This is a genomic window from Streptomyces sp. NPDC003032 (assembly GCF_053591415.1).
Map to the genome: position 1 here is coordinate 101,035 of NZ_JBSFTT010000014.1, position 26,339 is coordinate 127,373.

Genomic DNA, 26,339 nt, shown 5'->3' on the forward strand with positions numbered 1-26,339 from the left:
ATCGCTCAACGGTCCACTCTCTCACCCGTGTCCGATGGGCCCGTGCTTTCCGGAGCGGTGTCCGCTGTCGGGTCACTCGGCTGCTCGGGGCCGTTCTCCCCGGACGCGGTGCCGGATTCGCCGTCGGGTCCCTCGTCCGGGCCCTCCTGGGCGGCCTGCTTCCGCGCCGCGCGCTTGCGCTGGGTGTACATGCGGAATCCGGCGAGGACGAGCAGCAGGAGACCGCCGGCGATGACGAGCATCACGGTGGGGGTGACTTCGGTGACGTTGACCTCGAACTCCACGGCGTCTCCGTAGGGCTCCCCGTCCTCCGTGTAGAGCTGGGCGTAGACCGGGACCGGGCCGTTGGCGTTGGCCGTGGTGGTGAACTTCACCGATTGCGAGTGACCGCCCGCGATCTTGACCGGGTGCTCCTCGAACTGCCCGTCGCCGATCTTCAGTCGCGTGGGATTCCGCGAGTACAGGCGCAGGGTCAGGTGCTCGACGCCCTGCACCAGGTTGTTCTGCACGGACACCGGGATGGTCGCGCTGCGCCCGGAGAGCTTCGCGTCGGACCTGTCGATGAGAGACACCTGACCGGCGAGCTCTCGCAGATGGCTCTTGACGTTGTTCTGGTAGGTGGTCGCCTCTGCCGGGCGGCCGCGCCAGGACGTGGACATCTCACGGTCTATGGCCCTCCCGAACGGGGTCATCACGCGGTCTTCCTCGCTGAGGATCACCTGGAAGCGCTCGAGCATGCTCTGCGTTTCCCTGATCGACTCGAAGGCCGACTGGGGCAGCTCCTGCTTGCGCAGCGACGCCGGGTACGACCCGGTCGACGGCACCCGGGTCGTGGCCCGCGGGTCCGGCTTCTCCTTCGCCGCTGCGGTGAGGTCCTCGGACTGTGTCCACTGCTCGTCCTGGAGGGTGGTCAGCGCCTTCTCCATGGCCTGGGCCTGGCTGGCCGTGGGCATGCGCTGCGGGGCGACCACGATGCTGCGTTGCTTTCCGGGGTCCTGCAGGTTGATCATCAGGCTCTGGGCGACGAACTCCTGGACGGCGAGTGTGGAGTTCTCGGCCCGCGTCATGTCGCCCTGGAAGGCGGTGGAGAGGCGTGCGTCGGCCACCACGGCGGTCGTTCCGCCCCCGATGGGCCGGGCCGCGGTCGGCGAGTACGCCAGGCCGCCGGTCTCGCGCAGGCTGTCGCTGCGGGCGATCACCGTGTGCGCGCCCGCGGAGGTGGAGACATCGACGATGGACGGGTCGATCGCGCCCTCGGCCGGCCACGCGAAGTCCGTGCTCGGCTTGACGTGCAGGGTCGTCACCACCGCCTTGGCCCCGGCGTCGGTGGCCTCCTTCAGGTGGCTGAGGGAACCGCTGACGGACCTGCCGCTGTGCGCGAGGGAGGCGAGGTCGGGGTCGGCGAAGGGCAGCGCGACGACCTTCTTGCCCTTGACGGCGGCCTCCAGGTCGTTCAGCCACTCCTTGGCCACCGCCTGGTGCTTGCCCGCCCTGCTGGTCTTCCCGTCGGGATTCTGGATCCGGTACCCCTCGGTCATCGCCTCCACGGAGGCGAGCAGGTCCGGGTCGATGACCCAGGTGACGTCGAGGTCACTGCCGAGAGCCAGGAGCTGCTGGAGCCGGCCGCCCGGCGCGAGTTCGTCGGCCAGATCGTCGTTCTTGAAGACGGACGTCTGCTGTTCGTCGGACTCCGTCTTCGCCGTGAGGTGCGTGTCGGAGATGAGCGGCCACAGATACGTCGTCTTCGTCTTCGTGTCAGCGGCCTCCGGCTGCCACGGCAGGAAGGTGCGCTCGATGCCGAGCACCTGCGGGTAGGGCTGCGCGGCGCTCTGACCGGTGAGGGCGACGCCGAGCTGATAGACGCCGTCGGCACCGAGGTCCAGGGCCTTGACGGGCACGGAGATGCTGAAGTCCTGCCGGACGCCGGGAACGAGCTTGGCGAACTTGTCGACGTACTTGCCGCCGACCTCCGTGCCGTCGGCCCCCGGCTGGAAGCCCGTGCGCTTCGCGGCGCTGTCGATCCCGCTCCGACCGCTGACGGTCGGCCCCACCCGCAGTCCGACCTGGGCGCCAGTCACCGTCTGTTTGCCGTTGTTCGTGACGGTGCCCGAGACGGTGAGCGTGTCGTCCTCACCGGGGGCGGTCGGGGTGAGCTTGTCCAGGGAGACGTCGACGGTCCTGGAGCCGATGGCGTCGGCCATCGCGCTCGGCGCGGTGGCGTGCGCGACGGGGCCTGTGGGGGCCTGCAGGAGACCGGCCAGCAAAGGGGTACCCACCAGCAGTGCTGCGGTGCGCCGCAGCCACCGGCGGGCAGGTGAGGGGCTTGTCCCCGGGAAGTCTGCCGCCTCGGCCACGCGTTCGCCCGTCCCTCGTCGTCAGTGGTCGTCGGTTGTGCGTCCACGCATGGTAACGATGCGCGCTGTGGCGAAGTGCCGCGGACTGCTCCACGTGATCGGAAGACTCGGCCGGAGCGGCGGCACGGGCCTTGGGAGGGCCGCTCGGAATCGGGTCGGCTCGGGGCGCCCGGGGCACGTACCCTTTTCTGTTGTGCCGAACGCCAACGAAGAAAATCCCAGCGCACTGAGCCAGGTGCAGCGCCGCGCGGTCACCGAACTGCTGCGTGTGTCCCCTGTCGCGGACGATCTTGCCCGCCGTTTCCAGGAGGCCGGGTTCTCTCTCGCCCTGGTCGGTGGCTCGGTCAGGGACGCCCTCCTGGGCCGGCTCGGCAACGACCTGGACTTCACGACCGACGCCCGCCCCGAGGACGTACTGAAGATCGTCCGGCCGTGGGCGGACGCGGTGTGGGAGGTCGGGATCGCCTTCGGGACGGTCGGCTGCCAGAAAGAGGGCTACCAGATCGAGGTCACGACGTACCGGTCGGAGGCGTACGACAGGTCCTCGCGCAAGCCCGAGGTGTCCTACGGCGACTCCATCGAGGAAGACCTCGTCCGCCGTGACTTCACCGTGAACGCGATGGCCGTGGCGCTCCCCCAGAAGGAGTTCGTCGACCCGCACGGCGGGCTCGAGGACCTGTCCGAGCGCGTCCTGCGCACCCCCGGAACGCCCGAGGAGTCCTTCTCGGACGACCCGCTGCGGATGATGCGGGCCGCGCGGTTCGCCGCGCAGCTGGACTTCGAGGTGGCGCCCGAGGTCGTCGCCGCGATGAAGGCGATGGCCGAGCGCATCGACATCGTCTCCGCGGAGCGCGTCCGGGACGAGCTGAACAAGCTCATCGTCTCCGCGTACCCGCGCAAGGGCCTCGCCCTCCTCGTCGACACGGGGCTCGCCGCGCGGGTCCTGCCGGAGCTCCCGGCGCTCCGCCTGGAGCGGGACGAGCACCACCGGCACAAGGACGTCTACGACCACTCGCTGATCGTTCTCGAACAGGCGATGGCGCTGGAGACGGACGGCCCCGACCTGACGCTGCGGCTCGCGGCGCTGCTGCACGACATCGGCAAGCCGAGGACGCGGCGCTTCGAGAGCGACGGCCGGGTCTCCTTCCACCACCACGAGGTGGTCGGCGCCAAGATGGTCAAGAAGCGCATGACGGCGCTCAAGTACTCCAACGAGCTGGTGAAGGACGTCTCGCGCCTCGTCGAACTCCACCTGCGCTTCCACGGCTACGGCACGGGCGAGTGGACGGACTCGGCCGTACGCCGCTACGTACGCGACGCGGGACCGCTCTTGGAGCGCCTGCACAAGCTGACCCGCTCGGACTGCACGACGCGCAACAAGCGCAAGGCGAACGCCCTGTCGCGCGCGTACGACGGCCTGGAGGAGCGCATCTCCCGCCTCCAGGAACAGGAGGAGCTGGACTCGATCCGCCCCGACCTGGACGGCAACGACATCATGCAGGTCCTGGACGTCGGCCCCGGGCCGGCCATCGGCAAGGCGTACAAGTTCCTGCTGGAACTGCGGCTGGAGAACGGGCCGATGGAGCGGGACGCGGCGGTGGCGGCGCTCAAGCAGTGGTGGGCCTCGCAGGAGTAAGGCAAGGCGGGTGTTTCACGTGAAACACCCGCAGTACCCAGGACATGCCAAGGGGCGGTGTTTCACGTGAAACCGTGAAACACCGCCCCTTGGACGTTGTCCTAGTTCTTCTTCAGGCAGAGCACCAGATTGTGGCCCTTGCCCTCCTGGTAATAGGCGATCTCGGACGTCTTGACGGCCTTGCACTTGTCGCTGTCGCTGGTGTCGTCGAACTTCTCGACCACCTTGAAGTCGGCGTCGCTCGATGAGCAGTCGACCTCCTGCAGATCAGGAGTGAACTCCGTGCCCTTGTTGTGCATGCAAGCGCCCACGGAGGTCGTCTCGGCGTCGCTCTGTCCGAAGTACCACTTGCCGACGGCTATGAGGATGGCGACCAGGATGAAGCCACTGATGCGCAGAAGGAACTTCTTGGCGCCTCGGCGGGGGGCCGCCGGCGGAGGAACCGGCGCCCCCTGGTTGAAGGCCGGGTACGGCTGCTGCGGAGCAGTCGGCTGGCCCTGCTGCGGGGGATACGGCGCGCCGGCCTGGGGCTGGCCGTAGGGGTTCTGGCCCTGGGGCGGGTACGGAGCTTGGCCCTGGGGCGGCGGAGTGGTCACTTTGGGGATCCCCCTCGAACGAGAGCGCGATGGCGCGAATACGACGCCCGTAAGTTATCGGGAGGCGGTGACATCTCTGAAGCCGAGAGAGGCTCTGTGGCACTGATGTGACACTTACTGCACGTCAAACCGGGCCATAGCAGCAGCAACCGCTGCGTACAGCAGAGCCACGGTGACGACAAGCGGAACCGATCGGCCGTCAGGCGGCAGCATCAGTGCGGCCACCGCGGCCGCTCCTACGAAGGCGACATTGAAGAGCACGTCGTAGAGGGAGAAGATCCGGCCGCGGAAGCCGTCTACCACCGAGGACTGAACCACCGTGTCGGTGGCGATCTTCGCGCCCTGGGTCGTCAGGCCGAGGACGAAGGCGGCGATGAGAAGCGGGGCCGGCGCGAAGGAGAGGCCGAGCGCCGGTTCGAGGACCGCTGCCGTGCCCGCGCAGACGACCATCCACCCACCTGCCCCGAACCGCCCCACCGCCGACGGCGTCACCACGGCCGCGACGAAGAACCCGGCCCCGGAGATGCCCACGGCGAGCCCGAGCAGCGCGAGCCCGTCGGACTCCGATGAGGTCCAGGCGTACCGGCACAGCATCAGGACCATGACCGTCAGCGCGCCGTAACAGAACCGCATCACCGTTATGGCGGCCAGCGCGCGGGCTGCCGCAGGGCGCCGCGCCAGGTGTCGTACTCCCGCTCCCAGGCCGTGCGCCGTGCCGACCAGCGCTTCACCGAGCCGGGGCCGCAACAATTCGGGATCGGGCCCGAGTAGTTCCCGGGCCATGCGGAGCGAGGCGAACGCCGCGCAGAGGTACAGGACGGCTCCGAGGAGGACCACCGCCGCGTCCGAGTCCGGACCTGCCAACCGCACGACGAAGGCGAGGCCGCCGCCCACGGTCGCGGCGAGCGTGCCCGCGGTCGGCGAGAGGGAGTTGGCGATGACCAGGCGGTCTGCGTCGACGACCCTGGGCAGCGCGGCCGACAGCCCGGCGAGGACGAATCGATTCACGGCGGTGACACAGAGCGCGGAGGCGTAGAAGAGCCAGTCGGGGACGCCGCTGAGCATCAGCAGGGCGGTGAGCGCCGCCAGCACCGCTCGCAGGAGATTGCCGTGGAGGAACACCTGCCGGCGTTGCCAGCGGTCCAGGAGCACGCCCGCGAAGGGGCCGATCAGCGAGTACGGAAGGAGCAGCACCGCCATCGCGGACGCGATCGCTCCGGGTGAGGTCTGCTTCTCCGGTGAGAAGACGACGTACGTGGCGAGGGCGACTTGGTAGACGCCGTCCGCGCTCTGGGAGATCAGCCGCACGGCGAGCAGGCGCCGGAAGTCCCGTAGGCGCAGCAGGACACGCAGGTCACCGACGACAGCCATGGCCCCCACCTTCACATACGCGGAGGGCACGTACGAGGAGGGTCCCCGGGCGGCATGCCCGGGGACCCTCGACGTATGACAAGGAGAGGGCGCTTAGCGCTCGACCTCGCCCTTGATGAACTTCTCGACGCTGTCGTAGGCCTCGTCGTCGAAGTACTGAACCGGCGGGGACTTCATGAAGTACGAGGAGGCCGAGAGGATCGGGCCGCCGATGCCGCGGTCCTTGGCGATCTTCGCGGCGCGCAGGGCGTCGATGATGACACCGGCCGAGTTCGGGGAGTCCCAGACCTCGAGCTTGTACTCCAGGTTCAGCGGGACGTCACCGAAGGCACGGCCTTCGAGGCGGACGTACGCCCACTTGCGGTCGTCGAGCCACGCGACGTAGTCCGACGGGCCGATGTGGACGTTGTCGGCGCCCATGTCACGGTCGCGGATCTGCGAGGTGACGGACTGCGTCTTCGAGATCTTCTTGGACTCGAGGCGGTCGCGCTCGAGCATGTTCTTGAAGTCCATGTTGCCGCCGACGTTCAGCTGCATCGTGCGCTCGAGGCGGACACCGCGGTCCTCGAACAGCTTCGCCATCACGCGGTGCGTGATGGTGGCGCCGACCTGCGACTTGATGTCGTCACCGACGATCGGCACGCCGGCCTCGGTGAACTTGTCGGCCCACTCCTTGGTACCGGCGATGAAGACCGGCAGCGCGTTGACGAACGCGACCTTGGCGTCGATGGCGCACTGCGCGTAGAACTTCGCGGCGTCCTCGGACCCGACGGGCAGGTAGCAGACGAGGACGTCGACCTTGCGGTCCTTGAGGATCTGGACGACGTCGACCGGGGCCTCGGCGGACTCCTCGATGGTCTGGCGGTAGTACTTGCCCAGGCCGTCGAGGGTGTGGCCGCGCTGGACCTGCACGCCGGTGTTCGGCACGTCGCAGATCTTGATGGTGTTGTTCTCGCTGGCGCCGATGGCGTCCGCGAGGTCGAGGCCGACCTTCTTCGCATCCACGTCGAAGGCGGCGACGAAGTCGACGTCACCGACGTGGTAGTCGCCGAACTGGACGTGCATCAGGCCCGGGACCTTGGCGTCCGGGTCGGCGTCCTTGTAGTACTCGACGCCCTGGACCAGCGAGGCGGCGCAGTTGCCCACGCCGACGATGGCTACGCGAACCGAACCCATTCCGGTTGCTCCCTGTGTGATCTCGTATTCCGGATGAAACCCCGCGGAACGCTGGGTCTCACTTGGTGGGGTCATCGGACGGATCCGGCGGCGGGTCGTTCTCCCGCCGCCGGGGCAGGCCCGCCGACTCCCCGGATGTGGTGTTCTGCTGAGCGGAGCCTTCGGGGGAGGACCGGTGCTGGTCCCGTCCCGCTCGCTCGCTCTCGATGAGCTCGTTCAGCCAGCGCACTTCGCGCTCCACGGACTCCATGCCGTGCCGCTGCAGCTCAAGCGTGTAGTCGTCCAGGCGCTCCCGGGTACGGGCCAGGGAGGCGCGCATTTTCTCCAGGCGCTCTTCGAGACGGCTGCGGCGGCCCTCGAGCACCCGCATGCGTACGTCCCGCGAGGTCTGCCCGAAGAAGGCGAAGCGGGCGGCGAAGTGCTCGTCCTCGTACGCGTCGGGGCCGGTCTGCGAGAGCAGCTCCTCGAAATGCTCCTTACCTTCCGCCGTCAACCGATAGACGATCTTGGCGCGACGCCCTGTGAGCGGAGCCGCCAGGGCGTCTTCGGAGGTGCTGCCCGCCTCTTCGATCAACCAGCCGTTGGCGACCAGCGTCTTGAGGCAGGGGTAGAGGGTCCCGTAGCTGAAGGCGCGGAACACTCCCAGCGAGGTATTGAGACGTTTCCGCAGCTCATAGCCGTGCATCGGGGACTCGCGGAGGAGGCCGAGTACGGCGAACTCCAGGATGCCGGAGCGCCTGCTCACCTTCGCCTCCCATCTGCCGCGGTCCCTCAGGACGGCCTTTATGCCGAGCTGATGTATCGACTCGATACATCGAGACGATAGAACGGCGATCTGGCTGAGACAAGAGGGGGCACGGTGAACGGCGTCACATCACCGATTCGTAGGAAGTAACTTGCCTGTTTTGGGGTGAACTTCGGCTCTACGAGGGTTTTGACGGTGCGTAGTCTGTGCGCCATGCATGCCGCCGGGAACCAAGTGACGCCAGGTAGCGTCGTCGTCCCTGGTGTAGTGCGGGTGAGTGCCGGAACGGGCGCATCCGTACTTCGGGGGGACCGGAAACCAGCCGCCGTTTCCAGGCGCGGACAGCTGCGCCTGCCCGAGGAGTAATCGTTCGATGAGCGAGCACCGTCGCAAACCGCCGCAGCCGCAGGGCGGCGGACGCGCCGCGGCCAGGCGTGACACCCCAGGAGCGCCGTCGGGCCGCCGCGCGGCGCCGCGAGATGCCACTGGAGCGTCCTCTTCCTCCCATGAGGCTTCGTCCTATGGGGCTCCTCCCTATGGAGCGCATGGGTCCGGTGCCCCGGACGGAGGGGACCGGCCCTACGGCGGCCGGGCTGAGGCCCGTCGCGCCGCGCAACGCAGCGTCCCCGCCGGCGCGGGAGGCGGCCGCCGCAGGGGGGCCGAGGCCGCCGGTGGCGGCGGACGCGCCGGGGGCGGTGGGCGCCGTGGCGGGGGTGGCTCCGGCGGCTCGGGTGGTGCCGGGCGCGGCAGGGGCCGTGGCTCCGAGCCGTCCGGCAAGAAGCGGTTCATCGACTACCCGCGCGCGGGCAGGAGGGGCGCGCGGCGCTGGGTTCCGTCGTGGCGCCTGGTCACCGGCCTGTTCCTCGGCTTCATCGGCAGCCTGATGGCGGTCGCCGGCATCTCGTACGCCTTGGTGGAGGTGCCGAAGGTCGACGAGGCGGCCGAGGCCCAGAACAACGTCTATTACTGGGCCGACGGCAAGCAGATGGTCGCGACCGGTGGTGAACGCAACCGGCAGATCATCGACTATGACGACATCCCCAAGGAGATGCGCTTCGCCGTCATGTCGGCGGAGAACAAGACCTTCGAGGACGACAAGGGCGTCGACCCGATGGGCATCGCGCGTGCCATGGTCAACATGGCCAAGGGCGGGCAGACCCAGGGTGGCTCCACGATCACCCAGCAGTACGTGAAGAACGCGCGCCTGGGTGACCAGTCCCAGACGTTCAGCCGGAAGTTCAAAGAGCTCTTCATCTCCATAAAGGTCGGCCGGACCGAACCCAAGGAAAAGATCATGGCCGGCTACCTCAACACCGCTTACTACGGTCGTGGGGCCTACGGCATCCAGGCGGCCGCGCGGGCGTACTTCGACAAGGAAGCCCGCAAGCTGGACCCGAGCGAGTGCGCACTCCTGGCGACGGTGCTCAAGGGCGCCACGTACTACGACCCGGCCGGCTACCCCGAGATCGACCCCGCGGCCAACAGCAAGGACAACACCGCGCGCGCCAAGAAGCGGTGGAAGTGGATCCTCGACGAGGAGGTCAAGGACGGCCGCCTGACCGCCGCGCAGCGGAACAAGTACACGGAGTTCCCGAAGCTGGCCAACCCGCGGTCGAACACCCAGCTGGGCGGCCAGACCGGCTACCTCGTGGACCTGGCCAAGGCGTACGTCATCCGCAACACCGACATCACCGCCGAGCAGCTCCAACGGGGCGGCTACGAGATCCACACGACCTTCGAGAGGAAGAAGGTCAACGAGCTGGAAAAGGCCGTGAACAAGGTCCGCAAGGACAAGATCAAGCCGAAGCTGCGTCCGGAGAAGGACACGCACGTCCAGTTCGGCGGCGCGTCCGTGGATCCCGAGGACGGAGCGATCAAGGCGATCTACGGCGGTGAGGACGCGACGAAGCACTTCACCAACAACGCCGACCAGACCGGCGCCCAGGTCGGATCGACGTACAAGCCGTTCGTACTGGCCGCTGCCTTCAAGTACGGCGTACGTGATCCCGACGGCGCGGAGGAGCAGACCGAGGCCGAGCGCACCGTCGTCAACCCGAAGAGCCTGTACAGCGGCAAGAACGAGCTCAAGATCCAGAACTACAACGGGACGGTCTGGACCGACCGCGATGGCAAGCAGTGGAACCAGAAGAACGACGGAGACCAGTCGTACAACCCTCCGAGCTACCAGATCGATCTGCGTGAGGCGATGAGGGAGTCGGTCAACTCGGCGTATGTGCAGCTCGGCATGGACGTCGGTCTGAGCAAGGTGAAGGAAGCGGCGATGGACGCCGGCCTCAAGGACGACAACTCCATGGCCAGCGCCAACTACCCGTCGTTCTCCCTCGGCACCTCGTCGCCGAGCGCGATCCGGATGGCCGGGGCTTACTCCACGTTCGCGGCCAGCGGCAAACAGAACGATCCGTACTCGGTCACCGAGGTCGAACACGAGGGTGACACCGTCTACCGGCACCCCAAGAAGACCGAGCGGGTCTTCACTCCGGCGGTCGCCGACAACGTCACCGACGTGCTGAGGACCGTCGTGGAGAAGGGCACCGGCACCTCGGCCCAGCTGGGCAACCGACCGGTCGCGGGCAAGACCGGTACGACCGACGGCAACAAGTCCGCCTGGTTCGTCGGCTACACCCCGCAGCTGTCGACGGCCATCAGCATGTACCGCCTCGACGACGACGAGACGAACAAGAAGCGCGAGTTCCTGGAGATGTTCGGCACGGGTGGCGAGGAGAAGATCCACGGCGCCTCGTTCCCCGCGAAGATCTGGCAGGACTACATGTCGAAGGCGCTCAAGGGTGAGCGAGTGGAGCCCTTCCCCGTGCCCGCGCCGATCGGCAAGGTCGTCGGTGAGACGCCGCCTCCGCCGCCGAGCCCGACGGCGACCGAGGAGCCCGAGGACGAGCCCTCGTCTCCGACGCCTACGGAGACGGAGACGACGAAGCCGCCCGAGACACAGTCGCCCGAGCCCGATGAGTCCTGCAGCCAGTGGGACTGGGAGTGCAACAACGACGGCGGCGCGGACGGCGGTGCGGACGGTGGCGCCGGGGACGGTGGCGCCGATGGCGGTCCGGGCGGGGAATCGCCGCCTCCCTCGACTGCTCCCCCCGGCCAGGACGGCGGAGGCTTCATCGGCGGTCCGAGAGACTGAGCCGGGCCCGGCCGGATCGGGCAGAGCGATCTGATGGCGCCGGGGGACTCCCCCGCGAATGTTTCACGTGAAACGAGGGCCGCCACACCGACCGGTGTGGCGGCCCTCGCCGTGTTCTCAGCCGCGTACGGCAGGATGTCGGGCATGCCCAGTGCAGACCCCAGCGCCGACCCGGGCGCAGAGACGCCGAGCACAAGCGCGTACGAGGCCGTGAACGCGCCGGAGCCGGAAATGGAGCCGGTACGGCCGACGAAGGAGGACGAGGTCGCACGGGCCGGCAGCGAGCTGCTCGGTGGCCCTCTCGGCCGAAGAGCGCTGTCCGCCGTTTCCTGGTGGTCCCCCGTACGCGTCATCGCGCTCGTCGCGATCGGGATGTTCGCGCTCGGAATGGTCCAGAAGATGCCGTGCTACAACGGCGCGTGGTTCTTCGGGGCTAGCTCGCAGTACACGCACGCGTGCTACTCCGACATCCCGCATCTCTACGAAGGACGCGGTTTCGCCGACGGTCTCCTGCCGTACTTCGACAAGCTGCCCGGCGACATGGAGTACCTCGAATACCCGGTCCTGACCGGAATGTTCATGGAAATGGCCTCCTGGGTGACACCCGGCAGCGGCTCCACCCAGCACCAGGAGAAGATCTACTGGATGGTCAACGCGGGCATACTGATGGCCTGCACCGCGGTCGTCGCCGTCTGCGTCGCGCGCACGCACCGGCGGCGCCCCTGGGACGCACTGCTCGTCGCCCTCGCCCCGGCCTTCGCGCTGACGGCCACCATCAACTGGGACCTGCTCGCCGTCGCTCTGACGGCCGCGGCGATGCTGATGTGGGCACGCGCGCGTGCCCTTGCTTTCGGCGTCCTCCTGGGGCTCGCGACGGCCGCCAAGCTCTATCCCGTGCTGCTGCTCGGACCGCTGCTGATCCTCTGCTGGCGCGCGGGCCGATGGCGGCAGTTCGGGATCGGTCTGCTCGGTGCGGCGGGCACCTGGCTCGCCGTCAACCTTCCGGTGATACTGCTCGCCGGTGACGGCTGGTCGAAGTTCTACACCTTCAGCAAGGAACGCGGTGTCGACTTCGGGTCCTTCTGGCTGATCCTCAACCAGCGCATGGACTCTCCGCTGACCACCGACACCGTCAACACCCTGGCGATGGCGCTGATGCTCGTCGCCTGCCTGGGCATCGCCGCGCTCGGGCTCACCGCGCCGCGTCGGCCGCGCTTCGTACAGCTCGCCTTCCTGGTGGTCGCCGCCTTCATCCTCACCAACAAGGTCTACTCGCCGCAGTACGTCCTGTGGCTGATCCCCCTCGCCGCGCTCGCGAGGCCGCGCTGGCGTGACTTCCTGATCTGGCAGGCATGCGAGGTGGCGTACTTCCTCGGGATCTGGATGTACCTGGCGTACACGACGAGCGGAGACGCCCACAAGGGTCTGCCCACCGAGGGCTACCAGGCGGTGATCGTCGTGCACCTGCTGGGGACGCTGTATCTGTGCGCCGTGGTCGTACGAGACATCCTGATGCCGGAACGGGACGTGGTGCGCAGAGGCGGGGAGGACGATCCGTCGGGCGGTGTTCTGGACGGGGCTGAGGACGTCTTCGTCCTGGGACCCGCGGCCCACCCCACGCGAACACTGGCGCACTCCTCCGAAGGGCCGTTCGTGAAGTGGGGATCGGCCACCGATCTGCCGCGCTGAGGGCTCCTGGGTGAGGGGTTCGCCCTGAGCGAACACCCAGGAGGGCGGCGGCGAACAGAGGCCGACTCACGGCCGAAGGGGCCGGACACGACGCATGTCGTGTCCGGCCCCTTCGGTCTGGTGCGTGCCGGTTCGGCGGTGGCTCAGCGTTCCACGATCCGGTCGAACTGCGTGGTGGTGTGCCGCAGGTGGGCCACCAGTTCCTCACCGACCCTGGGCTCCGGTGCGTCGGAGGGCACGAAAAGGATGGAGACCTGCATGTGCGGTGGCTCCGCGAACCAGCGCTGCTTGCCCGCCCAGACGAACGGCGAGAGGTTGCGGTTGACGGTCGCGAGGCCCGCGCGGGCCACACCCTTGGCGCGCGGCATCATGCCGTGCAGCGCCTTCGGGGCCTCCAGGCCGACGCCGTGCGAGGTGCCGCCCGCCACCACGACCAGCCAGCCGTCGGACGCGACCTTCTGCTGGCGGTAGCCGAAGCGGTCGCCCTTGGAGACGGCGGTGACGTCCAGGACGGCGCCGCGGTACTCAGTGGCCTCGTGGTCACCCAGCCAGAGGTTCGTGCCGATGCGCGCCCGGAAACGGGTCTGCGGGAACTGCTGCTGAAGACGGGCGAGTTCGCCGGCCTTGAGGTGGCTGACGAACATCGTGTGCAGCGGGAGGCGGGCCGCGCGCAGGCGGTCCATCCAGCCGATGACCTCCTCGACGGCGTCCGAGCCGTCGGCGCGGTCCAGCGGCAGGTGGAGCGCGAAGCCTTCGAGGCGTACGTCCTCGATGGCGGCGTGCAGCTGCGGGAGCTCCTGCTCGCTGACGCCGTGGCGTTTCATCGAGGACATGACCTCGATGACGACGCGGGCGCCCACCAGGCCGTGCACGCCGTCGATCGACGACACGGAGCGGATGACGCGGTCGGGCAGCGGCACCGGCTCCTCGCCCCGCCGGAACGGGGTCAGGACCAGCAGGTCACCGCTGAACCAGTCCTTGATGCGGGCCGCTTCGTAGGTGGTGCCCACGGCCAGGATGTCGGAGCCGAAGCGCGTGGCTTCCTCGGACAGGCGCTCATGACCGAAGCCGTAACCGTTGCCCTTGCAGACCGGGACGATGCCCGGGAACTGCTCCAGCACGTGCTTGTGATGTGCCCGCCAGCGCGCGGTGTCGACATAGAGCGTGAGCGCCATGGCTGGATCCCGGAACCTTTCTCGTGTCTGCGGTGTATCAGAGTTGTGGAACGAAATTGTGCGGGATCAGCGGCGCGACATGTAGATGTCGAGCGCCTTGTGCAGGAGCTTGTTGAGCGGGAAGTCCCACTCGCCGATGTACTCGGCGGCCTCGCCACCGGTGCCCACCTTGAACTGGATCAGACCGAAGAGGTGGTCCGTCTCGTCCAGGGAATCGGAGATGCCGCGCAGGTCATAGACCGTGGCCCCCATGGCGTACGCGTCGCGGAGCATCCGCCACTGCATCGCGTTCGAGGGCCTGACCTCGCGCCCGATGTTGTCCGAGGCGCCGTAGGAGTACCAGACGTGCCCGCCGACGACGAGCATCGTGGCGGCCGACAGGTTCACCCCGTTGTGCCGCGCGAAGTACAGCCGCATGCGGTTGGGGTCCTCGGAGTTGAGGGCCTGCCACATCTGCTGGAAGTAGCCGAGCGGCCGCGGGCGGAACTTGTCGCGGATGGCCGTGATCTCGTAAAGGCGCTGCCACTCGGCGAGGTCCTGGTAGCCGCCCTGGACGACCTCGACGCCGGCCTTCTCGGCCTTCTTGATGTTGCGCCGCCACAGCTGGTTGAAGCCCTTCTGGACCTCGTCCAGAGAGCGGTTGGCCAGCGGCACCTGGAAGACGAAGCGGGGCTGTACGTCACCGAAACCGGCGCCGCCGTCCTCGCCCTGCTGCCAGCCCATCCGGCGCAGCCGGTCGGAGACCTCGAAGGCACGCGGCTCGATGAACGTCGCCTCGGTGTCCCGCAGCCGCTTCACGTCCGGGTTCTGGATGCCGGCCTTGATCGCCGGAGCGTCCCAGCGGCGGATCACGACCGGCGGACCCATCTTCACGGAGAAGGCGCCCTGCTGCTTGAGGTGCGCCAGCATCGGCTGAAGCCACTCGTCGAGGTTCGGGGCATACCAGTTGATGACCGGACCCTCGGGGAGGTAAGCGAGGTACCGCTTCAGCTTGGGCAGCTGACGGTAGAGCACCAGGCCGGCACCGACCAGCTGACCGGTCCTGTCGTCGAACCAGCCCAGGCTCTCCGAACGCCATTCGCTCTTCACGTCAGCCCATGCCGGGACCTGGCAATGACTCGCCGCCGGCAGTGTCTGGATATACGCCAGATGCTGCTCGCGACTGATGGTCCTCAGGGTCAGACTCATTCGGGGCGCTCCTCGGGCTGGTGTGTCCCCATGGGTTCAGGGGCTCCGGCTCTCGCGCCGAAGCCTACTGCGCCCCGGGAGCGCCCCGTCTGGCCGTACGGAACCAAGGCCCCCGGCCCCACCCGGGACCGGGGTGCCGCGAGGCGGTCAGCCCCCGACGACTCCGCCGAAGAGTCCGCCGTGCGCCATGCCCAGGAAGAAACCGATCGCCGAGGCGCCGAGGCCCAGGACCAGGCCGAAGCGCTCGCGGGTCGTCGCCGAGATGAACTGGCCGTACGCGCCCGTGGCGATCCCGACCAGACCCGTCCACGAGCTGAGCAGATGGAGGTTGTGGAACATCGCCGTCACGAAGGCGATCGCCCCCAGCACCAGCGTCACGCCGACCAGCGTGTCCTGGAGCGGATGGGACTTGCCGTCCGTCGCGAAGAGGGAGGTAGCGGTGTTCCGTCGCATTGTCTGTGCCATGTGAGGCACCTCCTGCGGAAAGCGGCGCATCGTAGCGCCATAGACACCCGATGTGTACAGATTCTGCCCGTCCGCCGCCGGATTTCAACCGGAAGCCTTGGTGCGGGTAGTCTGTACCGTCTGCACCGGTGTCTGCCCAGGCTGCGGCAAGGGCCCCCGCTCGCGGGAGCCGATTGTCAGTGGCTGCCGATACCGTTGCGTACGCATCACGACCCTCCTGCCACGGAACGACCGTGGCCGCTGAGTCCAAAGGAGGTGGGTTCCACATGCGTCACTACGAAGTGATGGTCATCCTCGACCCCGATCTCGAGGAGCGCGCTGTCTCCCCGCTGATCGAGAACTTCCTCTCCGTCGTCCGTGAGGGCAACGGAAAGGTCGAGAAGGTCGACACCTGGGGCCGTCGTCGTCTGTCCTACGAGATCAAGAAGAAGCCCGAGGGCATCTACTCGGTCATCGACCTGCAGGCCGAGCCTGCGGTCGTCAAGGAGCTCGACCGACAGATGAACCTGAACGAGTCGGTCCTCCGGACCAAGGTCCTCCGTCCCGAGATGCACTGAGCTTTCTAGCTCAGCGGCATCCGGGAATCGAGTAGCAGCAACAAGCAGCCAGCAGCAAACCCGCCGAGAGGTTCCCCCATGGCAGGCGAGACCGTCATCACGGTCGTCGGCAATCTTGTCGACGACCCCGAGCTGCGCTTCACCCCCTCCGGTGCGGCGGTCGCGAAGTTCCGTGTCGCGTCCACCCCCCGCATCTTTGACAAGCAGACCAATGAGTGGAAGGACGGCGAAGGCCTGTTCCTGACCTGCTCGGTCTGGCGTCAGGCGGCGGAGAACGTCGCGGAGTCGCTCCAGCGAGGCATGCGCGTCATCGTGCAGGGCCGGCTGAAGCAGCGGTCCTACGAGGACCGTGAGGGCATCAAGCGCACGGTCTACGAGCTGGACGTCGAGGAAGTCGGCGCCAGCCTGAAGAACGCCACGGCCAAGGTCACCAAGACCACCGGTCGCGGTGGCCAGGGCGGTTACGGCGGCGGTGGCGGCGGCCAGCAGGGCGGCGGCAACTGGGGCGGTGGCTCCGGTGGCGGTCAGCAGCAGGGCGGCGGCGGTGCTCCCGCCGACGACCCCTGGGCGGCCGGTGCGCCGGCCGGTGGCGGCCAGCAGCAGGGCGGCGGCGGTGGCGGCTGGGGCGGAAGCTCCGGCGGCTCCGGTGGCGGCTACTCGGACGAGCCCCCCTTCTAAGCCTTCGGGCTTTCAGGCCTCCGGGCCGAAGGTGGGTCGTACCCCCACTTCTTGATCACACAGGAGAAACACCATGGCGAAGCCGCCTGTGCGCAAGCCTAAGAAGAAGGTCTGCGCTTTCTGCAAGGACAAGGTCACGTACGTGGACTACAAGGACACGAACATGCTGCGGAAGTTCATTTCCGACCGCGGCAAGATCCGTGCCCGCCGCGTGACCGGCAACTGCACGCAGCACCAGCGTGACGTCGCCACGGCCGTGAAGAACAGCCGTGAGATGGCGCTGCTGCCCTACACGTCCACCGCGCGATAAGGGAAGGGTGACCGAATAATGAAGATCATCCTCACCCACGAGGTCTCCGGCCTCGGTGCCGCCGGCGAGGTCGTAGACGTCAAGGACGGCTACGCCCGCAACTACCTGATCCCGCGGAACTTCGCGATCCGCTGGACCAAGGGTGGCGAGAAGGACGTCGCGCAGATCCGTCGCGCGCGCAAGATCCACGAGATCGCGACCATCGAGCAGGCCAACGAGATCAAGGCCCAGCTCGAGGGTGTCAAGGTCCGTCTGGCCGTCCGCTCCGGCGACGCCGGTCGTCTCTTCGGTTCCGTCACCCCGGCCGACGTCGCTTCGGCGATCGAGGCTGCCGGTGGTCCGAAGATCGACAAGCGCCGCGTTGAGCTGGGCTCGCCGATCAAGACCCTGGGCGCCCACGCGACGTCCGTGCGTCTGCACCCCGAGGTTGCCGCGAAGGTCAACGTCGAGGTCGTCTCTGCCTAAGCACTACGCTTGGCTGGACTGAGTGAAGGGGCCGCACCCATGGGTGTGGCCCCTTTTCTCGTGGAGTCCGCCGAGTTCCTCGTGAAATCGGCGTGGTTTCACGTGAAACAGCGGGCGATGGCTCAGCGTGTGGCGCCCGTGACGATCCAGCGGCCGGAGCGGGAGCGCAGCCACAGGGTCAGCATCCGCACCAGCATCATCAGCGTCATCGCACCCCACAGGGTGGTCAGGCCGCCACCGAAGGCCGGTACGAGCAGCGCGACCGGTGCGAAGGCCGCGAGCGTGATCAGCATCGCCCAAGCGAGATATGGCCCGTCACCGGCGCCCATCAGGACACCGTCGAGGACATAGACGATGCCGCAGATCGGCTGGGCCAGGGCGACGACGATGAGAGCCGGCAGCGCCGTGTCCTGGACGGAGGCGTCACCGGTGAAGAGCGGGATGAACAGCGGCCGCGCGAGTACGACCAGCAGGCCGAGGGCGACTCCCGAGGCGATGCCCCACTGCACCATGCGTCGGCAGACGGCGCGGGCGCCGTCCGGATCGTCGGCGCCGAGGTAGCGGGCGATGATCGCCTGCCCGGCGATGGCGATGGCGTCCAGGGCGAAGGCCAGAAAACTCCACAGGGAGAGAACGATCTGGTGTGCGGCCACCTCGGCATCCCCGAGGCGTGCGGCCACGGCGGTGGCGATCAGCAGGATGGCCCGCAGCGAGAGTGTGCGGACCAGGAGCGGTGCTCCTGCCTGGGCGCAGGCCCGGATCCCGGCGGCATCGGGGCGGAGTGAGGCACCGTGGCGCCTGGCGCCGCGTACGACTACGAAGAGGTATACCGCGGCCATGCCGCATTGGGCGATGACCGTGCCCCAGGCGGAACCGGCGATGCCCAGGTCGGCGCCGTAGACCAGGATGACATTGAGGACGCCGTTGGCCATGAAGCCGCCGATCGCGACGTAGAGCGGGGTCCTCGTGTTCTGGAGGCCCCGTAGTACGCCGGTCGCGGCGAGCACGACGAGCATGGCGGGGATGCCGAGCGAGGAGATGCGGAGATACGTGATCGCGTACCCGGCCGCGGCATCCGAGGGGCCGAAGACATCGACGAGCGCGGGCGCGGTGGGCAGGACGACGGCGATGACGGCGGCGCCCAGGAGCAGCGCGAGCCAGATGCCGTCCATGCCCTGGCGGATGGCGGCGGGGAGATCGTCGGCGCCCACCCGGCGGGCGACCGCGGCGGTGGTGGCGTAGGCGAGGAAGACGAAGACACTCACCGCGGTGGTGAGGAGGCCGGAGGCGACGCCGAGACCGGCCAGTTGCGCGGTGCCGAGGTGGCCGACGATGGCGCTGTCGGCGAGCACGAAGAGGGGCTCGGCGACCAGCGCGCCGAAGGCGGGGACGGCGAGCGCGATGATCTCTCGGTCGTGTCGTCGCCGGTCGGCCTTGGGCGCGGCGGAAGCCTGTGTCATGGGCACCAATCTAATCTTCCACAGGTAAGAGATGCAATGTGATTGAGACCCTTACTTCAGCGCTCGATGGACGCTCCGGGGCGCGCCGTTTGTCGTGATCTTGGCCTGCTGGGGAAAGTTTTTCTTCTGCACAGCCGGTGGATGGGAAAGCCGCAGGTCAGGTGCCGTTCCCCGGAGTGTCTGAGGGCTTGTTCACAGGGCTGTCCACCGGGCCGTGCACAGGTTTTACGGAGTTCTCCACAGCATCGGGGCCGTCATCCACACCACCTGTGGATAACCAGATTGGCTGAAGGTGCCCGCGGGCCTACCGTGGTCCGGCGCCCGCCTCGTCGTCCGACCTCGGAAACCCTGCAAAACCGACGCGTCAGAACCGGAGTTGGGCCCCCGTATTTGTCAGTGTCGTGCCGTAGGAAAGAGGGGCACGGCGAGGTCCGCGCGGCGGACGGGAGGAGGTGGCCCGGTGAGTATTTCCGAGCCTTTGGACGACCCCTGGGCCGACAGCGGTCCCAGTGACCGTCTGCCCGTCTCCCGTCAGCGCCGCGACGGAGGCCGTGGCCGCGACGAGCAGCACGAGCGCGGACGCGAGAGCGGCTGGGACGGGGGAGGCTCGTCCTTCGAGCGCGTGCCTCCGCAGGACCTCGACGCGGAGCAGTCGGTGCTCGGCGGCATGCTGCTCTCCAAGGACGCCATCGCCGACGTCGTCGAGGTGCTCAAGGGCCACGACTTCTACCGGCCCGCGCACGAGACGATCTACGCCTCGATCCTCGACCTCTATGCGAAGGGCGAGCCGGCCGACCCGATCACCGTCGCGGCCGAGCTGACCAAGCGCGGCGAGATCACCAAGGTGGGCGGCGCATCGTATCTGCACACGCTGGTCCAGACGGTCCCGACCGCGGCGAACGCCGAGTACTACGCGGAGATCGTCCACGAGCGCGCGGTGCTGCGCCGCCTCGTCGAGGCGGGTACGCGCATCACCCAGATGGGATACGCGGCCGACGGCGACGTCGATGAGATCGTCAACAGCGCCCAGGCCGAGATCTACGCGGTCACCGAGCAGCGCACCACCGAGGACTACCTGCCGCTCGGCGACATCATGGAGGGCGCCCTCGACGAGATCGAGGCGATCGGCTCGAGATCGGGGGAGATGACCGGTGTGCCGACCGGCTTCACCGACCTCGACCAGCTCACCAACGGTCTGCACCCGGGCCAGATGATCATCATCGCGGCCCGCCCCGCCATGGGTAAGTCCACGCTGGCGCTGGACTTCGCGCGCACCTGTTCGATCAAGCACAACATGCCGAGCGTGATCTTCTCGCTCGAAATGGGACGCAACGAAATCGCGATGCGTCTGCTCTCCGCCGAGGCGCGTGTGGCGTTGCACCACATGCGGTCCGGCACGATGACCGACGAGGACTGGACCCGGCTCGCCCGCCGCATGCCGGACGTCTCGGCCGCCCCGCTCTACATCGACGACTCCCCGAACCTGTCGATGATGGAGATCCGCGCCAAGTGCCGTCGGCTCAAGCAGCGCAATGACCTGAAGCTCGTCGTCATCGACTATCTGCAGCTGATGCAGTCCGGTGGTTCCAAGCGGTCCGAGAGCCGGCAGCAGGAAGTCTCGGACATGTCGCGAAACCTGAAGCTCCTGGCGAAGGAGCTGGAACTGCCGGTGATCGCGCTCTCCCAGCTGAACCGTGGCCCCGAGCAGCGTACGGACAAGAAGCCCATGGTCTCCGACCTGCGTGAATCCGGTTCGATCGAGCAGGACGCGGACATGGTGATCCTGCTGCACCGCGAGGACGCGTACGAGAAGGAATCGCCCCGCGCGGGCGAGGCGGACATCATCGTGGGCAAGCACCGTAACGGCCCGACGGCGACGATCACGGTCGCCTTCCAGGGCCACTACTCGCGCTTCGTGGACATGGCGCAGACCTGATCCCGCGAGGTTGGACCAAGTCCCCTCGCCCCGGGGTGTGTTAGACAGGTGGTAATCAAAGGGGTACTTTGCAGCAGCTCAAGCTCGGAATCATGTCGCAGACCCGCAAAGAGAACGAGCACCGTCTGCCGATCCACCCAGCGCACTTCGAACGCGTCGACGCCGACCTTCAGCCCAGCATCTATCTGCAGACCGGTTACGGAGAGCACTTCGGTGTCCCGGACCGTCAGCTTGCACCGTGGGTCGCCGGTTTCCGCTCACGCGAGGAGCTGATCGCCGAGTGTGACGTCATCCTGCTGGCCAAACCGTTGCACGAGGACGTGGCGGAGCTGCGGGACGGACAGGTGCTGTGGGGGTGGCCGCACTGCGTACAGGACGAGAAGGTCACGCAGGCCGCCATCGACCGCAGGCTCACGGTGATCGCCTTCGAGGCGATGAACCACTGGACCCGGGAGGGCGGATTCAGCCTGCACGTTTTCCACAAGAACAACGAGCTGGCCGGCTACTCGTCGGTGCTGCATGCCATGCAGCTGACCGGGACGACCGGTGACTACGGGCGGCGGCGGCGTGCGGTGGTGATGGGCTTCGGCGCCACCGCACGCGGCGCGGTAACCGCGCTCAGCGCGCTGGGCGTGCACGACGTGGACGTGCTGACCGCCCGCGGTACCACCGCCGTCAGCTCACCGATCCACTCGGCACGGATCGTGCAATTCGACCACGATGTGGCCGACGACACCCTCGACCCGCGCCGCAGCATGGCGCTCACCGAGGACGGACCGGAGCCGCTGGCCGAGTTCCTCGCCGGGCACGACATCATCGTCAACTGCGTGCTCCAGGACACCGCGGCGCCGCTGATGTTCCTGATAGAGGAGGACCTGCCGAAGCTCGCGCCCGGCACTCTGGTCATCGACGTCTCCTGTGACGAGGGCATGGGCTTCGCCTGGGCTCGGCCCACCACCTTCAACGAGCCGATGTTCACCGTCGGCGACCACGTCCACTACTACGCCGTGGACCACAGCCCCTCCTACCTGTGGGACGCGGCCACCTGGGAGAACAGCGAAGCGCTGATCCCGTTCCTGAGGTCGGTCCTCGAAGGGCCGACCGGCTGGGACGGTGACCGCACGATCAGCCGAGCGATCGAGATCCGCGGCGGCACCGTCCAGAATCCCGCGGTCCTGGCTTTCCAGCACCGCGCCGAAAAGTACCCGCACGCGGTGCTCTGAGCCGAAACCGCCTGGTCGACGGCGTACCCCGGCCGGGTACGTCGTCGCCCAGACGCTCCAGCCTTCCCTCAGCCGTGGCTCGGGCCGACCGGACTTCGCTCACAGCGCGCTGAGCGCGGTGAGTTCGCAGGAGAGATCCCAGAGCCTGGACGCCGCGTCCGGGTCCCTCGCCCAGGGCTTCACGCCGCCGACGAGCATGTCGTCGGTGGCGGCCGGTTCGGCGATGTCGCAGTCCTGGCAGTACGCGCCCCCGTGTCCGTCCAGCAGGGGCGAGGTCGCCGCCCAGATGGCTGTCGCCGCGCCTTGTTCCGGCGTCTTGAAGCCGGTGGCCGGTGTGCCGTCCCGGGTCACCCAGCCCTGGGTGAACCACTCCTCGCGGGGGATGTGACGTTGCAGGGGCGTGAGAATGCTGCCGGGGTGTACGGCGAAGGCGTGCAGGCCGCGGTCCGCGCCCAGGCGGTCGAGGTGGAGGGCGAAGAGAGCGTTGGCGGTCTTGGACTGGGCGTAGGCCAGCCACCGGTCGTAGCCGGTGCGGAAGTGGACGTCGTCCCAGCGGATGCCGGACAGGAAGTGCCCGGAGGAGGCGACGGCCACCACGCGGGTGCCGGCGGGATCGAAGGCCGGGCGCAGGCGGTGGACGAGCGCGAAGTGGCCGAGGTGGTTGATGGCGAAGTGCGCCTCCCAGGCGGGGCCGACGCGGGTCTCCGGGCAGGCCATGACACCCGCGCCGTTGATGAGGATGCCGAGGGTGCGGCCGGTCTCCAGGAAGCGTTCCGAGAAGACGCGGACGCTGTCCAGGTCGGCCAGGTCGAGGGCGTGCACCTCCGTTCGGGGGACGCCGCGCAGGGCGTCCTCGGCGGTATCGGGGCGGCGGGCGGGGACGACGACGTGGGCACCGGCGCGGACGAGAGCGCGGGTGGCTGCCAGACCTAGGCCGGAGTAGCCGCCGGTGACCAGAGCGGTGGTGCCCGAAAGATCGAGGCCCGCGAGTACGTCGTCGGCGGTGCTGTGGGCGCCGAACGGGGTGCCGAGTCTCTGCTGTTCCGTGATCATGCGGGCGACGCTAGAACCTGGAGTGCGGGCTAGATCAAGTACGGAGATGCCTGCCGGTTCGATGCGTCAGTACGGTCGTGCCATGAGTGAGGATGCGTACCAGGGTGGCTTGCCCGGCAGGGGCATGGGTGTGGGCCGTGTGCTTGGTGGGGACGAGGACGGCTGGCCCGTCCCGAGTGTTGGTGGGCTCTCCATCGGGAAGGTCGCCGAAGCGACCGGTCTGAGCGTGCACGCGCTGCGGTTCTTCGAGCGTGAGGGGCTCTTCCTGCGTGAGATCCCGCGTTCCAGTGGCGGTCGACGGGTCTACGAGCAGGCGGACGTGGACTGGCTCCTGCTCTGCGGGCGCCTGCGGAACTCGGGCATGCCGATCGCCACGATCAAGAAGTTCGCCGCGCTCATACGCTCAGGCCCCGGCAACGAGCGGGACCGCCTCGCGCTGCTCCAGGAGCACGAGCGTGACGTACGCGCGAAGATCGATGACCTGGACGCCTGCCTCGAGGTCATTCACGGCAAGGTCGTCACCTACGAGCAGCACCTGCGCGACGGGACGGCGGCCGGGCTCTGGGCGCCGGGGCCAACGCGCTGACGGACGTACGAATTCGCTCGACGCGCGCGCTCCCCCCAGGTGAACTGGTTCCATGACGACACCCCACGAAGAACTGCTCCCCGCCACCCGCCGAGCCCTGCTGCACCGCATCGCCACCGCTCAGGCGGAGGGCCGGGCTCCGTCGCTGGTGGCCTCGGTGGCCCGGGACGGTGAGTTGGTGTGGAGCGGCGGCCGCAGCATGGTGGACGGGCACGCGCCGGACGAGAACGTCCAGTACCGCATCGGCTCGATCACCAAGACCTTCACCGCTGTCCTGGTGATGCGGTTGCGGGACGAGGGTCTGCTGGACCTGGGGGACCCGCTGGAGAAGCATCTGCCGGGAACCGGCGCGGGAGAGGCCACGGTCGTGGAGCTTCTCGCGCACACCGGCGGCTTGGCGGCCGAGACGCCGGGTGAGTGGTGGGAGCGTACCCCTGGTTCGGCGCGCCCGGAGCTCACCGATGTCCTCGGCGAGCAGCCCTTCAGGCATCCCGTCGGCCGTCGTTTCCACTACTCCAACCCCGGTTATACGTTGCTCGGCTCGCTGGTGGAGGAGTTGCGGGGCGCCCCGTGGGAGGACGTGCTGCGCGCCGAGGTGCTGGAGCCGCTGGGGCTCAGCCGTACGAGTGCGCAGCCCGAGGCCCCGCACGCGGGCGGGTGGGCCGTGCACCCCTGGGCGGACGTGATGATGCCGGAGGCCGTCGAGGATTTGGGGCTGATGGCTCCGGCGGGCCAGCTGTGGTCCACGACGGCGGACCTGGCGCGCTTTGCCTGCTTCCTCGCCAAGGGCGACGAGCGGGTCCTCGGTGCGGAGTCCGTACGGGAGATGCGGACCCCCTCGGCTCCTTCGCAGGCGGAGAGCTGGGACAGGGCGTACGGCCTTGGTTTGGATCTGCTGCGGTGGGAGGGGATCGGCCTGGCGGGGCACACGGGATCGCTCCCGGGCTTCCTGGCCGGTCTGTGGGTGAGTGAGCGGGAGGGAGTGGCCGCCGTCGCGCTCGCCAACTGCACTTCGGGGCCGTTGGTGGCGACGCTGGCCGCCGACCTGGTGAAGATCGTCGCTGAGGCCGAGCCGCGCATCCCTGAGCCGTGGCGGCCCCTCCCCGAAGTCGACGATTCGGTCTTGGAGTTGGCCGGCCCTTGGTACTGGGGCACCCAGGTGCTCGCGCTCCGGCTGATGGCCGGCGGCGGGGTCGAGCTCGGCCCGCTGTCCGGCGCGGGCCGCCAGGCGCGGTTCCGGCCCAACGGCGACGGCACATGGACGGGGCACGACGGCTACTACGCGGGGGAGCTGCTGCGGCCGGTACGGCGGGCGGACGGCTCGGTGAGCCATCTCGACCTGGGGTCGTTCGTCTTCACGCGTATGCCGTACGACGGGGGAGCGCCGGTTCCCGGTGGCGTGGACCCGCAGGGGTGGCGCGGCTTCCAGGGGCTGTGATGAGCGGGCGGTGATCAGGGACGGCAGCGAGGGCATGTTTCACGTGAAACACGCCCTCCCTCGCCCCTTGCTCGAAAGCCTTCAGAGCTGGAGCTTGAACCCCACATGCGACGCCGTGAATCCGAGTCGCTCGTAGAAGCGGTGGGCGTCGGTGCGCGTGGCGTCGGAGGTCAACTGCACCAACTGGCAGCCGTGGCGGCGGGATTCCTGGACGGCCCACTCGATGAACCGCGTGCCGAGTCCACTGCCACGCTCATCGGTGTGCACCCGTACGCCCTCGATGATCGACCGCGTGGAGCCCTTCCGGGAGAGCCCCGGCACGATCGTGAGCTGGAGTGTGCCGACCACGCGCCCCTGGCGCACGGCGACGACCAGGTGCTGGTTCGGGTCGTCGGCCAGGCGCTGGAAGGCGCTGACGTACGGGGTGAGGTCGTCCGGCGACTCACGGGCGGCGCCCAGCGGGTCGTCGGCGAGCATGCCCACGATGGCGGGCAGATCGTCGGCGACGGCCGGACGTATCTCAAGATCTCCCATGGCCGCAGCCTATGCGGGCCGACACTGCGAAAGGGAGCGCTCGTCGCGCTTTCCCCGCCGACGGAGCCCGGCACTCCCTAGGCGGGCACGCCGAGCGTCTCGACGGCCTTGACCAGCGGGGCGAGCTGCGGATTCCGCGCGGCCTCGTCGAGGGCCTCGCGCAGGGCCGTGTCATTGGTGGGGCGTGCCTCGTCGAGGAGCGCGGTACCGGCCTCGCTCACGTCCGTGTAGATGCCGCGGCGGTCGGTGGGGCACAGGTAGCGGGAGAGCAGCCCGCGGTCCTCCAGGCGGGTGACCAGGCGCGTGGTGGCGCTCTGGCTCAGGACCACGGCATCCGCGACCTGCTTCATCTGCAGATGGCCGCCCTCGCCGTCGTGCTGGCGGCTGAGGACGTCGAGCAGAGAGTACTCGCGGACGCTCAACCCGTGCTTGGCCTGGAGGGCGCGCTCGATGTGGGTCTCGATCTGCCCGTGGAGCAGGGAGAGCGCGCACCAACCCTGGGCGAGGGCGGTGAGTGCGGGGTCCGTAGCTGTCATGGCTCCTA

Annotated in this window: 23 protein-coding genes; 11 read left to right on the forward strand and 12 right to left on the reverse strand. The window is 68.4% G+C overall.

The window, feature by feature from the left end; translation table 11 throughout:
• Positions 1-5: 5 nt before the first annotated feature.
• Positions 6-2,354 carry a DUF6049 family protein gene (locus tag ACWDZ7_RS21140; RefSeq protein WP_451798836.1) on the reverse strand — a complete coding sequence of 783 codons (2,349 nt, stop codon included), beginning with the start codon at positions 2,352-2,354 and terminating at the stop codon, positions 6-8.
• Positions 2,355-2,547: 193 nt separating this feature from the next.
• Here ACWDZ7_RS21140 and ACWDZ7_RS21145 point away from each other — a divergent pair, with 193 nt between their 5' ends.
• Positions 2,548-3,990, forward strand: coding sequence for a CCA tRNA nucleotidyltransferase (locus ACWDZ7_RS21145; RefSeq protein ID WP_451798838.1), 1,443 nt, complete (start codon positions 2,548-2,550; stop codon positions 3,988-3,990).
• A 101-nt stretch (positions 3,991-4,091) separates the two neighbouring features.
• On the opposite strand, the gene ACWDZ7_RS21150 is transcribed toward ACWDZ7_RS21145, so the two are convergent.
• The 4 genes from ACWDZ7_RS21150 to ACWDZ7_RS21165 all read right to left on the reverse strand — a co-directional run bounded on the left by ACWDZ7_RS21150 (position 4,092) and on the right by ACWDZ7_RS21165 (position 7,878).
• The gene (locus tag ACWDZ7_RS21150) at positions 4,092-4,586 is read right to left on the reverse strand and encodes an LppU/SCO3897 family protein (protein ID WP_451798839.1); all 495 of its coding nucleotides are present in this window, start codon (positions 4,584-4,586) and stop codon (positions 4,092-4,094) included.
• A gap of 114 nt (positions 4,587-4,700) precedes the next feature.
• Positions 4,701-5,957 (reverse strand): MFS transporter, encoded by a 1,257-nt coding sequence (locus ACWDZ7_RS21155; RefSeq protein ID WP_451798840.1) that lies wholly within the window; start codon positions 5,955-5,957, stop codon positions 4,701-4,703.
• A gap of 93 nt (positions 5,958-6,050) precedes the next feature.
• Positions 6,051-7,133, reverse strand: coding sequence for an inositol-3-phosphate synthase (locus ACWDZ7_RS21160; protein ID WP_451798842.1), 1,083 nt, complete (start codon positions 7,131-7,133; stop codon positions 6,051-6,053).
• A 58-nt stretch (positions 7,134-7,191) separates the two neighbouring features.
• Positions 7,192-7,878 carry a helix-turn-helix transcriptional regulator gene (locus ACWDZ7_RS21165; protein ID WP_451798844.1) on the reverse strand — a complete coding sequence of 229 codons (687 nt, stop codon included), beginning with the start codon at positions 7,876-7,878 and terminating at the stop codon, positions 7,192-7,194.
• Positions 7,879-8,251: 373 nt separating this feature from the next.
• Between ACWDZ7_RS21165 and ACWDZ7_RS21170 the strand changes: the two genes are divergently transcribed.
• Positions 8,252-11,038 carry a transglycosylase domain-containing protein gene (locus ACWDZ7_RS21170; RefSeq protein WP_451798845.1) on the forward strand — a complete coding sequence of 929 codons (2,787 nt, stop codon included), beginning with the start codon at positions 8,252-8,254 and terminating at the stop codon, positions 11,036-11,038.
• A 135-nt stretch (positions 11,039-11,173) separates the two neighbouring features.
• Positions 11,174-12,727 (forward strand): glycosyltransferase family 87 protein, encoded by a 1,554-nt coding sequence (locus ACWDZ7_RS21175; protein WP_451798973.1) that lies wholly within the window; start codon positions 11,174-11,176, stop codon positions 12,725-12,727.
• Positions 12,728-12,870: 143 nt separating this feature from the next.
• Here ACWDZ7_RS21175 and ACWDZ7_RS21180 read toward each other — a convergent pair whose 3' ends face one another.
• The 3 genes from ACWDZ7_RS21180 to ACWDZ7_RS21190 form a co-directional block, all read right to left on the reverse strand.
• On the reverse strand, positions 12,871-13,902 hold the full coding sequence (locus ACWDZ7_RS21180; RefSeq protein ID WP_451798847.1) for an alanine racemase: 1,032 nt from the start codon (positions 13,900-13,902) through the stop codon (positions 12,871-12,873).
• 66 nt (positions 13,903-13,968) lie between these two features.
• Positions 13,969-15,090: a lipid II:glycine glycyltransferase FemX gene (locus ACWDZ7_RS21185; RefSeq protein WP_451798848.1), complete on the reverse strand. Its 1,122-nt coding sequence runs from the start codon at positions 15,088-15,090 to the stop codon at positions 13,969-13,971.
• Between the two features lie 147 nt (positions 15,091-15,237).
• The gene (locus ACWDZ7_RS21190) at positions 15,238-15,555 is read right to left on the reverse strand and encodes a hypothetical protein (RefSeq protein ID WP_451517016.1); all 318 of its coding nucleotides are present in this window, start codon (positions 15,553-15,555) and stop codon (positions 15,238-15,240) included.
• Between the two features lie 266 nt (positions 15,556-15,821).
• Here ACWDZ7_RS21190 and rpsF point away from each other — a divergent pair, with 266 nt between their 5' ends.
• From rpsF to rplI, 4 genes are all read left to right on the forward strand, one after another.
• Positions 15,822-16,112 carry a 30S ribosomal protein S6 gene (gene rpsF / locus ACWDZ7_RS21195; protein ID WP_016644628.1) on the forward strand — a complete coding sequence of 97 codons (291 nt, stop codon included), beginning with the start codon at positions 15,822-15,824 and terminating at the stop codon, positions 16,110-16,112.
• 78 nt (positions 16,113-16,190) lie between these two features.
• Positions 16,191-16,790 carry a single-stranded DNA-binding protein gene (locus ACWDZ7_RS21200; protein WP_451798849.1) on the forward strand — a complete coding sequence of 200 codons (600 nt, stop codon included), beginning with the start codon at positions 16,191-16,193 and terminating at the stop codon, positions 16,788-16,790.
• Between the two features lie 73 nt (positions 16,791-16,863).
• On the forward strand, positions 16,864-17,100 hold the full coding sequence (rpsR, locus tag ACWDZ7_RS21205; RefSeq protein WP_003949403.1) for a 30S ribosomal protein S18: 237 nt from the start codon (positions 16,864-16,866) through the stop codon (positions 17,098-17,100).
• An 18-nt stretch (positions 17,101-17,118) separates the two neighbouring features.
• Positions 17,119-17,565 (forward strand): 50S ribosomal protein L9, encoded by a 447-nt coding sequence (gene rplI, locus ACWDZ7_RS21210; protein WP_451798850.1) that lies wholly within the window; start codon positions 17,119-17,121, stop codon positions 17,563-17,565.
• 122 nt (positions 17,566-17,687) lie between these two features.
• On the opposite strand, the gene ACWDZ7_RS21215 is transcribed toward rplI, so the two are convergent.
• Positions 17,688-19,025: an MATE family efflux transporter gene (locus tag ACWDZ7_RS21215; RefSeq protein ID WP_451798852.1), complete on the reverse strand. Its 1,338-nt coding sequence runs from the start codon at positions 19,023-19,025 to the stop codon at positions 17,688-17,690.
• Between the two features lie 460 nt (positions 19,026-19,485).
• Here ACWDZ7_RS21215 and dnaB point away from each other — a divergent pair, with 460 nt between their 5' ends.
• Together dnaB and ACWDZ7_RS21225 are read left to right on the forward strand one after the other, a co-directional pair.
• Positions 19,486-20,961 carry a replicative DNA helicase gene (dnaB, locus tag ACWDZ7_RS21220; protein WP_451517020.1) on the forward strand — a complete coding sequence of 492 codons (1,476 nt, stop codon included), beginning with the start codon at positions 19,486-19,488 and terminating at the stop codon, positions 20,959-20,961.
• Between the two features lie 68 nt (positions 20,962-21,029).
• Complete coding sequence (locus tag ACWDZ7_RS21225) at positions 21,030-22,184, forward strand: N(5)-(carboxyethyl)ornithine synthase (RefSeq protein WP_451798854.1); 1,155 nt, start codon at positions 21,030-21,032, stop codon at positions 22,182-22,184.
• A 99-nt stretch (positions 22,185-22,283) separates the two neighbouring features.
• On the opposite strand, the gene ACWDZ7_RS21230 is transcribed toward ACWDZ7_RS21225, so the two are convergent.
• The gene (locus ACWDZ7_RS21230) at positions 22,284-23,237 is read right to left on the reverse strand and encodes an SDR family NAD(P)-dependent oxidoreductase (RefSeq protein ID WP_451798855.1); all 954 of its coding nucleotides are present in this window, start codon (positions 23,235-23,237) and stop codon (positions 22,284-22,286) included.
• A gap of 82 nt (positions 23,238-23,319) precedes the next feature.
• Here ACWDZ7_RS21230 and ACWDZ7_RS21235 point away from each other — a divergent pair, with 82 nt between their 5' ends.
• Both ACWDZ7_RS21235 and ACWDZ7_RS21240 read left to right on the forward strand, forming a co-directional pair.
• On the forward strand, positions 23,320-23,823 hold the full coding sequence (locus ACWDZ7_RS21235) for a MerR family transcriptional regulator (protein ID WP_451798857.1): 504 nt from the start codon (positions 23,320-23,322) through the stop codon (positions 23,821-23,823).
• A 52-nt stretch (positions 23,824-23,875) separates the two neighbouring features.
• The gene (locus ACWDZ7_RS21240) at positions 23,876-25,261 is read left to right on the forward strand and encodes a serine hydrolase domain-containing protein (protein ID WP_451798858.1); all 1,386 of its coding nucleotides are present in this window, start codon (positions 23,876-23,878) and stop codon (positions 25,259-25,261) included.
• Between the two features lie 81 nt (positions 25,262-25,342).
• Here ACWDZ7_RS21240 and ACWDZ7_RS21245 read toward each other — a convergent pair whose 3' ends face one another.
• Together ACWDZ7_RS21245 and ACWDZ7_RS21250 are read right to left on the reverse strand one after the other, a co-directional pair.
• On the reverse strand, positions 25,343-25,795 hold the full coding sequence (locus ACWDZ7_RS21245; RefSeq protein WP_451798860.1) for an N-acetyltransferase family protein: 453 nt from the start codon (positions 25,793-25,795) through the stop codon (positions 25,343-25,345).
• 77 nt (positions 25,796-25,872) lie between these two features.
• A complete protein-coding gene (locus ACWDZ7_RS21250; RefSeq protein WP_451798861.1) occupies positions 25,873-26,331 on the reverse strand; it encodes a MarR family winged helix-turn-helix transcriptional regulator in 459 nt (152 codons plus the stop codon).
• Positions 26,332-26,339: the final 8 nt, after the last annotated feature.

Bases quoted from the DNA above. Each gene is read 5' to 3' on its own strand.
- ACWDZ7_RS21180 (WP_451798847.1), bottom strand. From the start codon at position 13,902: ATGGCGCTCACGCTCTATGTCGACACCGCGCGCTGGCGGGCACATCAC.
- ACWDZ7_RS21155 (WP_451798840.1), bottom strand. From the start codon at position 5,957: ATGGCTGTCGTCGGTGACCTGCGTGTCCTGCTGCGCCTACGGGACTTC.
- ACWDZ7_RS21245 (WP_451798860.1), bottom strand. From the start codon at position 25,795: ATGGGAGATCTTGAGATACGTCCGGCCGTCGCCGACGATCTGCCCGCC.
- rpsF (WP_016644628.1), top strand. From the start codon at position 15,822: ATGCGTCACTACGAAGTGATGGTCATCCTCGACCCCGATCTCGAGGAG.
- ACWDZ7_RS21200 (WP_451798849.1), top strand. From the start codon at position 16,191: ATGGCAGGCGAGACCGTCATCACGGTCGTCGGCAATCTTGTCGACGAC.
- ACWDZ7_RS21235 (WP_451798857.1), top strand. From the start codon at position 23,320: ATGAGTGAGGATGCGTACCAGGGTGGCTTGCCCGGCAGGGGCATGGGT.
- ACWDZ7_RS21185 (WP_451798848.1), bottom strand. From the start codon at position 15,090: ATGAGTCTGACCCTGAGGACCATCAGTCGCGAGCAGCATCTGGCGTAT.
- ACWDZ7_RS21230 (WP_451798855.1), bottom strand. From the start codon at position 23,237: ATGATCACGGAACAGCAGAGACTCGGCACCCCGTTCGGCGCCCACAGC.
- ACWDZ7_RS21160 (WP_451798842.1), bottom strand. From the start codon at position 7,133: ATGGGTTCGGTTCGCGTAGCCATCGTCGGCGTGGGCAACTGCGCCGCC.
- rpsR (WP_003949403.1), top strand. From the start codon at position 16,864: ATGGCGAAGCCGCCTGTGCGCAAGCCTAAGAAGAAGGTCTGCGCTTTC.
- ACWDZ7_RS21250 (WP_451798861.1), bottom strand. From the start codon at position 26,331: ATGACAGCTACGGACCCCGCACTCACCGCCCTCGCCCAGGGTTGGTGC.
- ACWDZ7_RS21240 (WP_451798858.1), top strand. From the start codon at position 23,876: ATGACGACACCCCACGAAGAACTGCTCCCCGCCACCCGCCGAGCCCTG.
- rplI (WP_451798850.1), top strand. From the start codon at position 17,119: ATGAAGATCATCCTCACCCACGAGGTCTCCGGCCTCGGTGCCGCCGGC.
- ACWDZ7_RS21170 (WP_451798845.1), top strand. From the start codon at position 8,252: ATGAGCGAGCACCGTCGCAAACCGCCGCAGCCGCAGGGCGGCGGACGC.
- ACWDZ7_RS21215 (WP_451798852.1), bottom strand. From the start codon at position 19,025: ATGACACAGGCTTCCGCCGCGCCCAAGGCCGACCGGCGACGACACGAC.
- ACWDZ7_RS21175 (WP_451798973.1), top strand. From the start codon at position 11,174: ATGTCGGGCATGCCCAGTGCAGACCCCAGCGCCGACCCGGGCGCAGAG.
- ACWDZ7_RS21190 (WP_451517016.1), bottom strand. From the start codon at position 15,555: ATGGCACAGACAATGCGACGGAACACCGCTACCTCCCTCTTCGCGACG.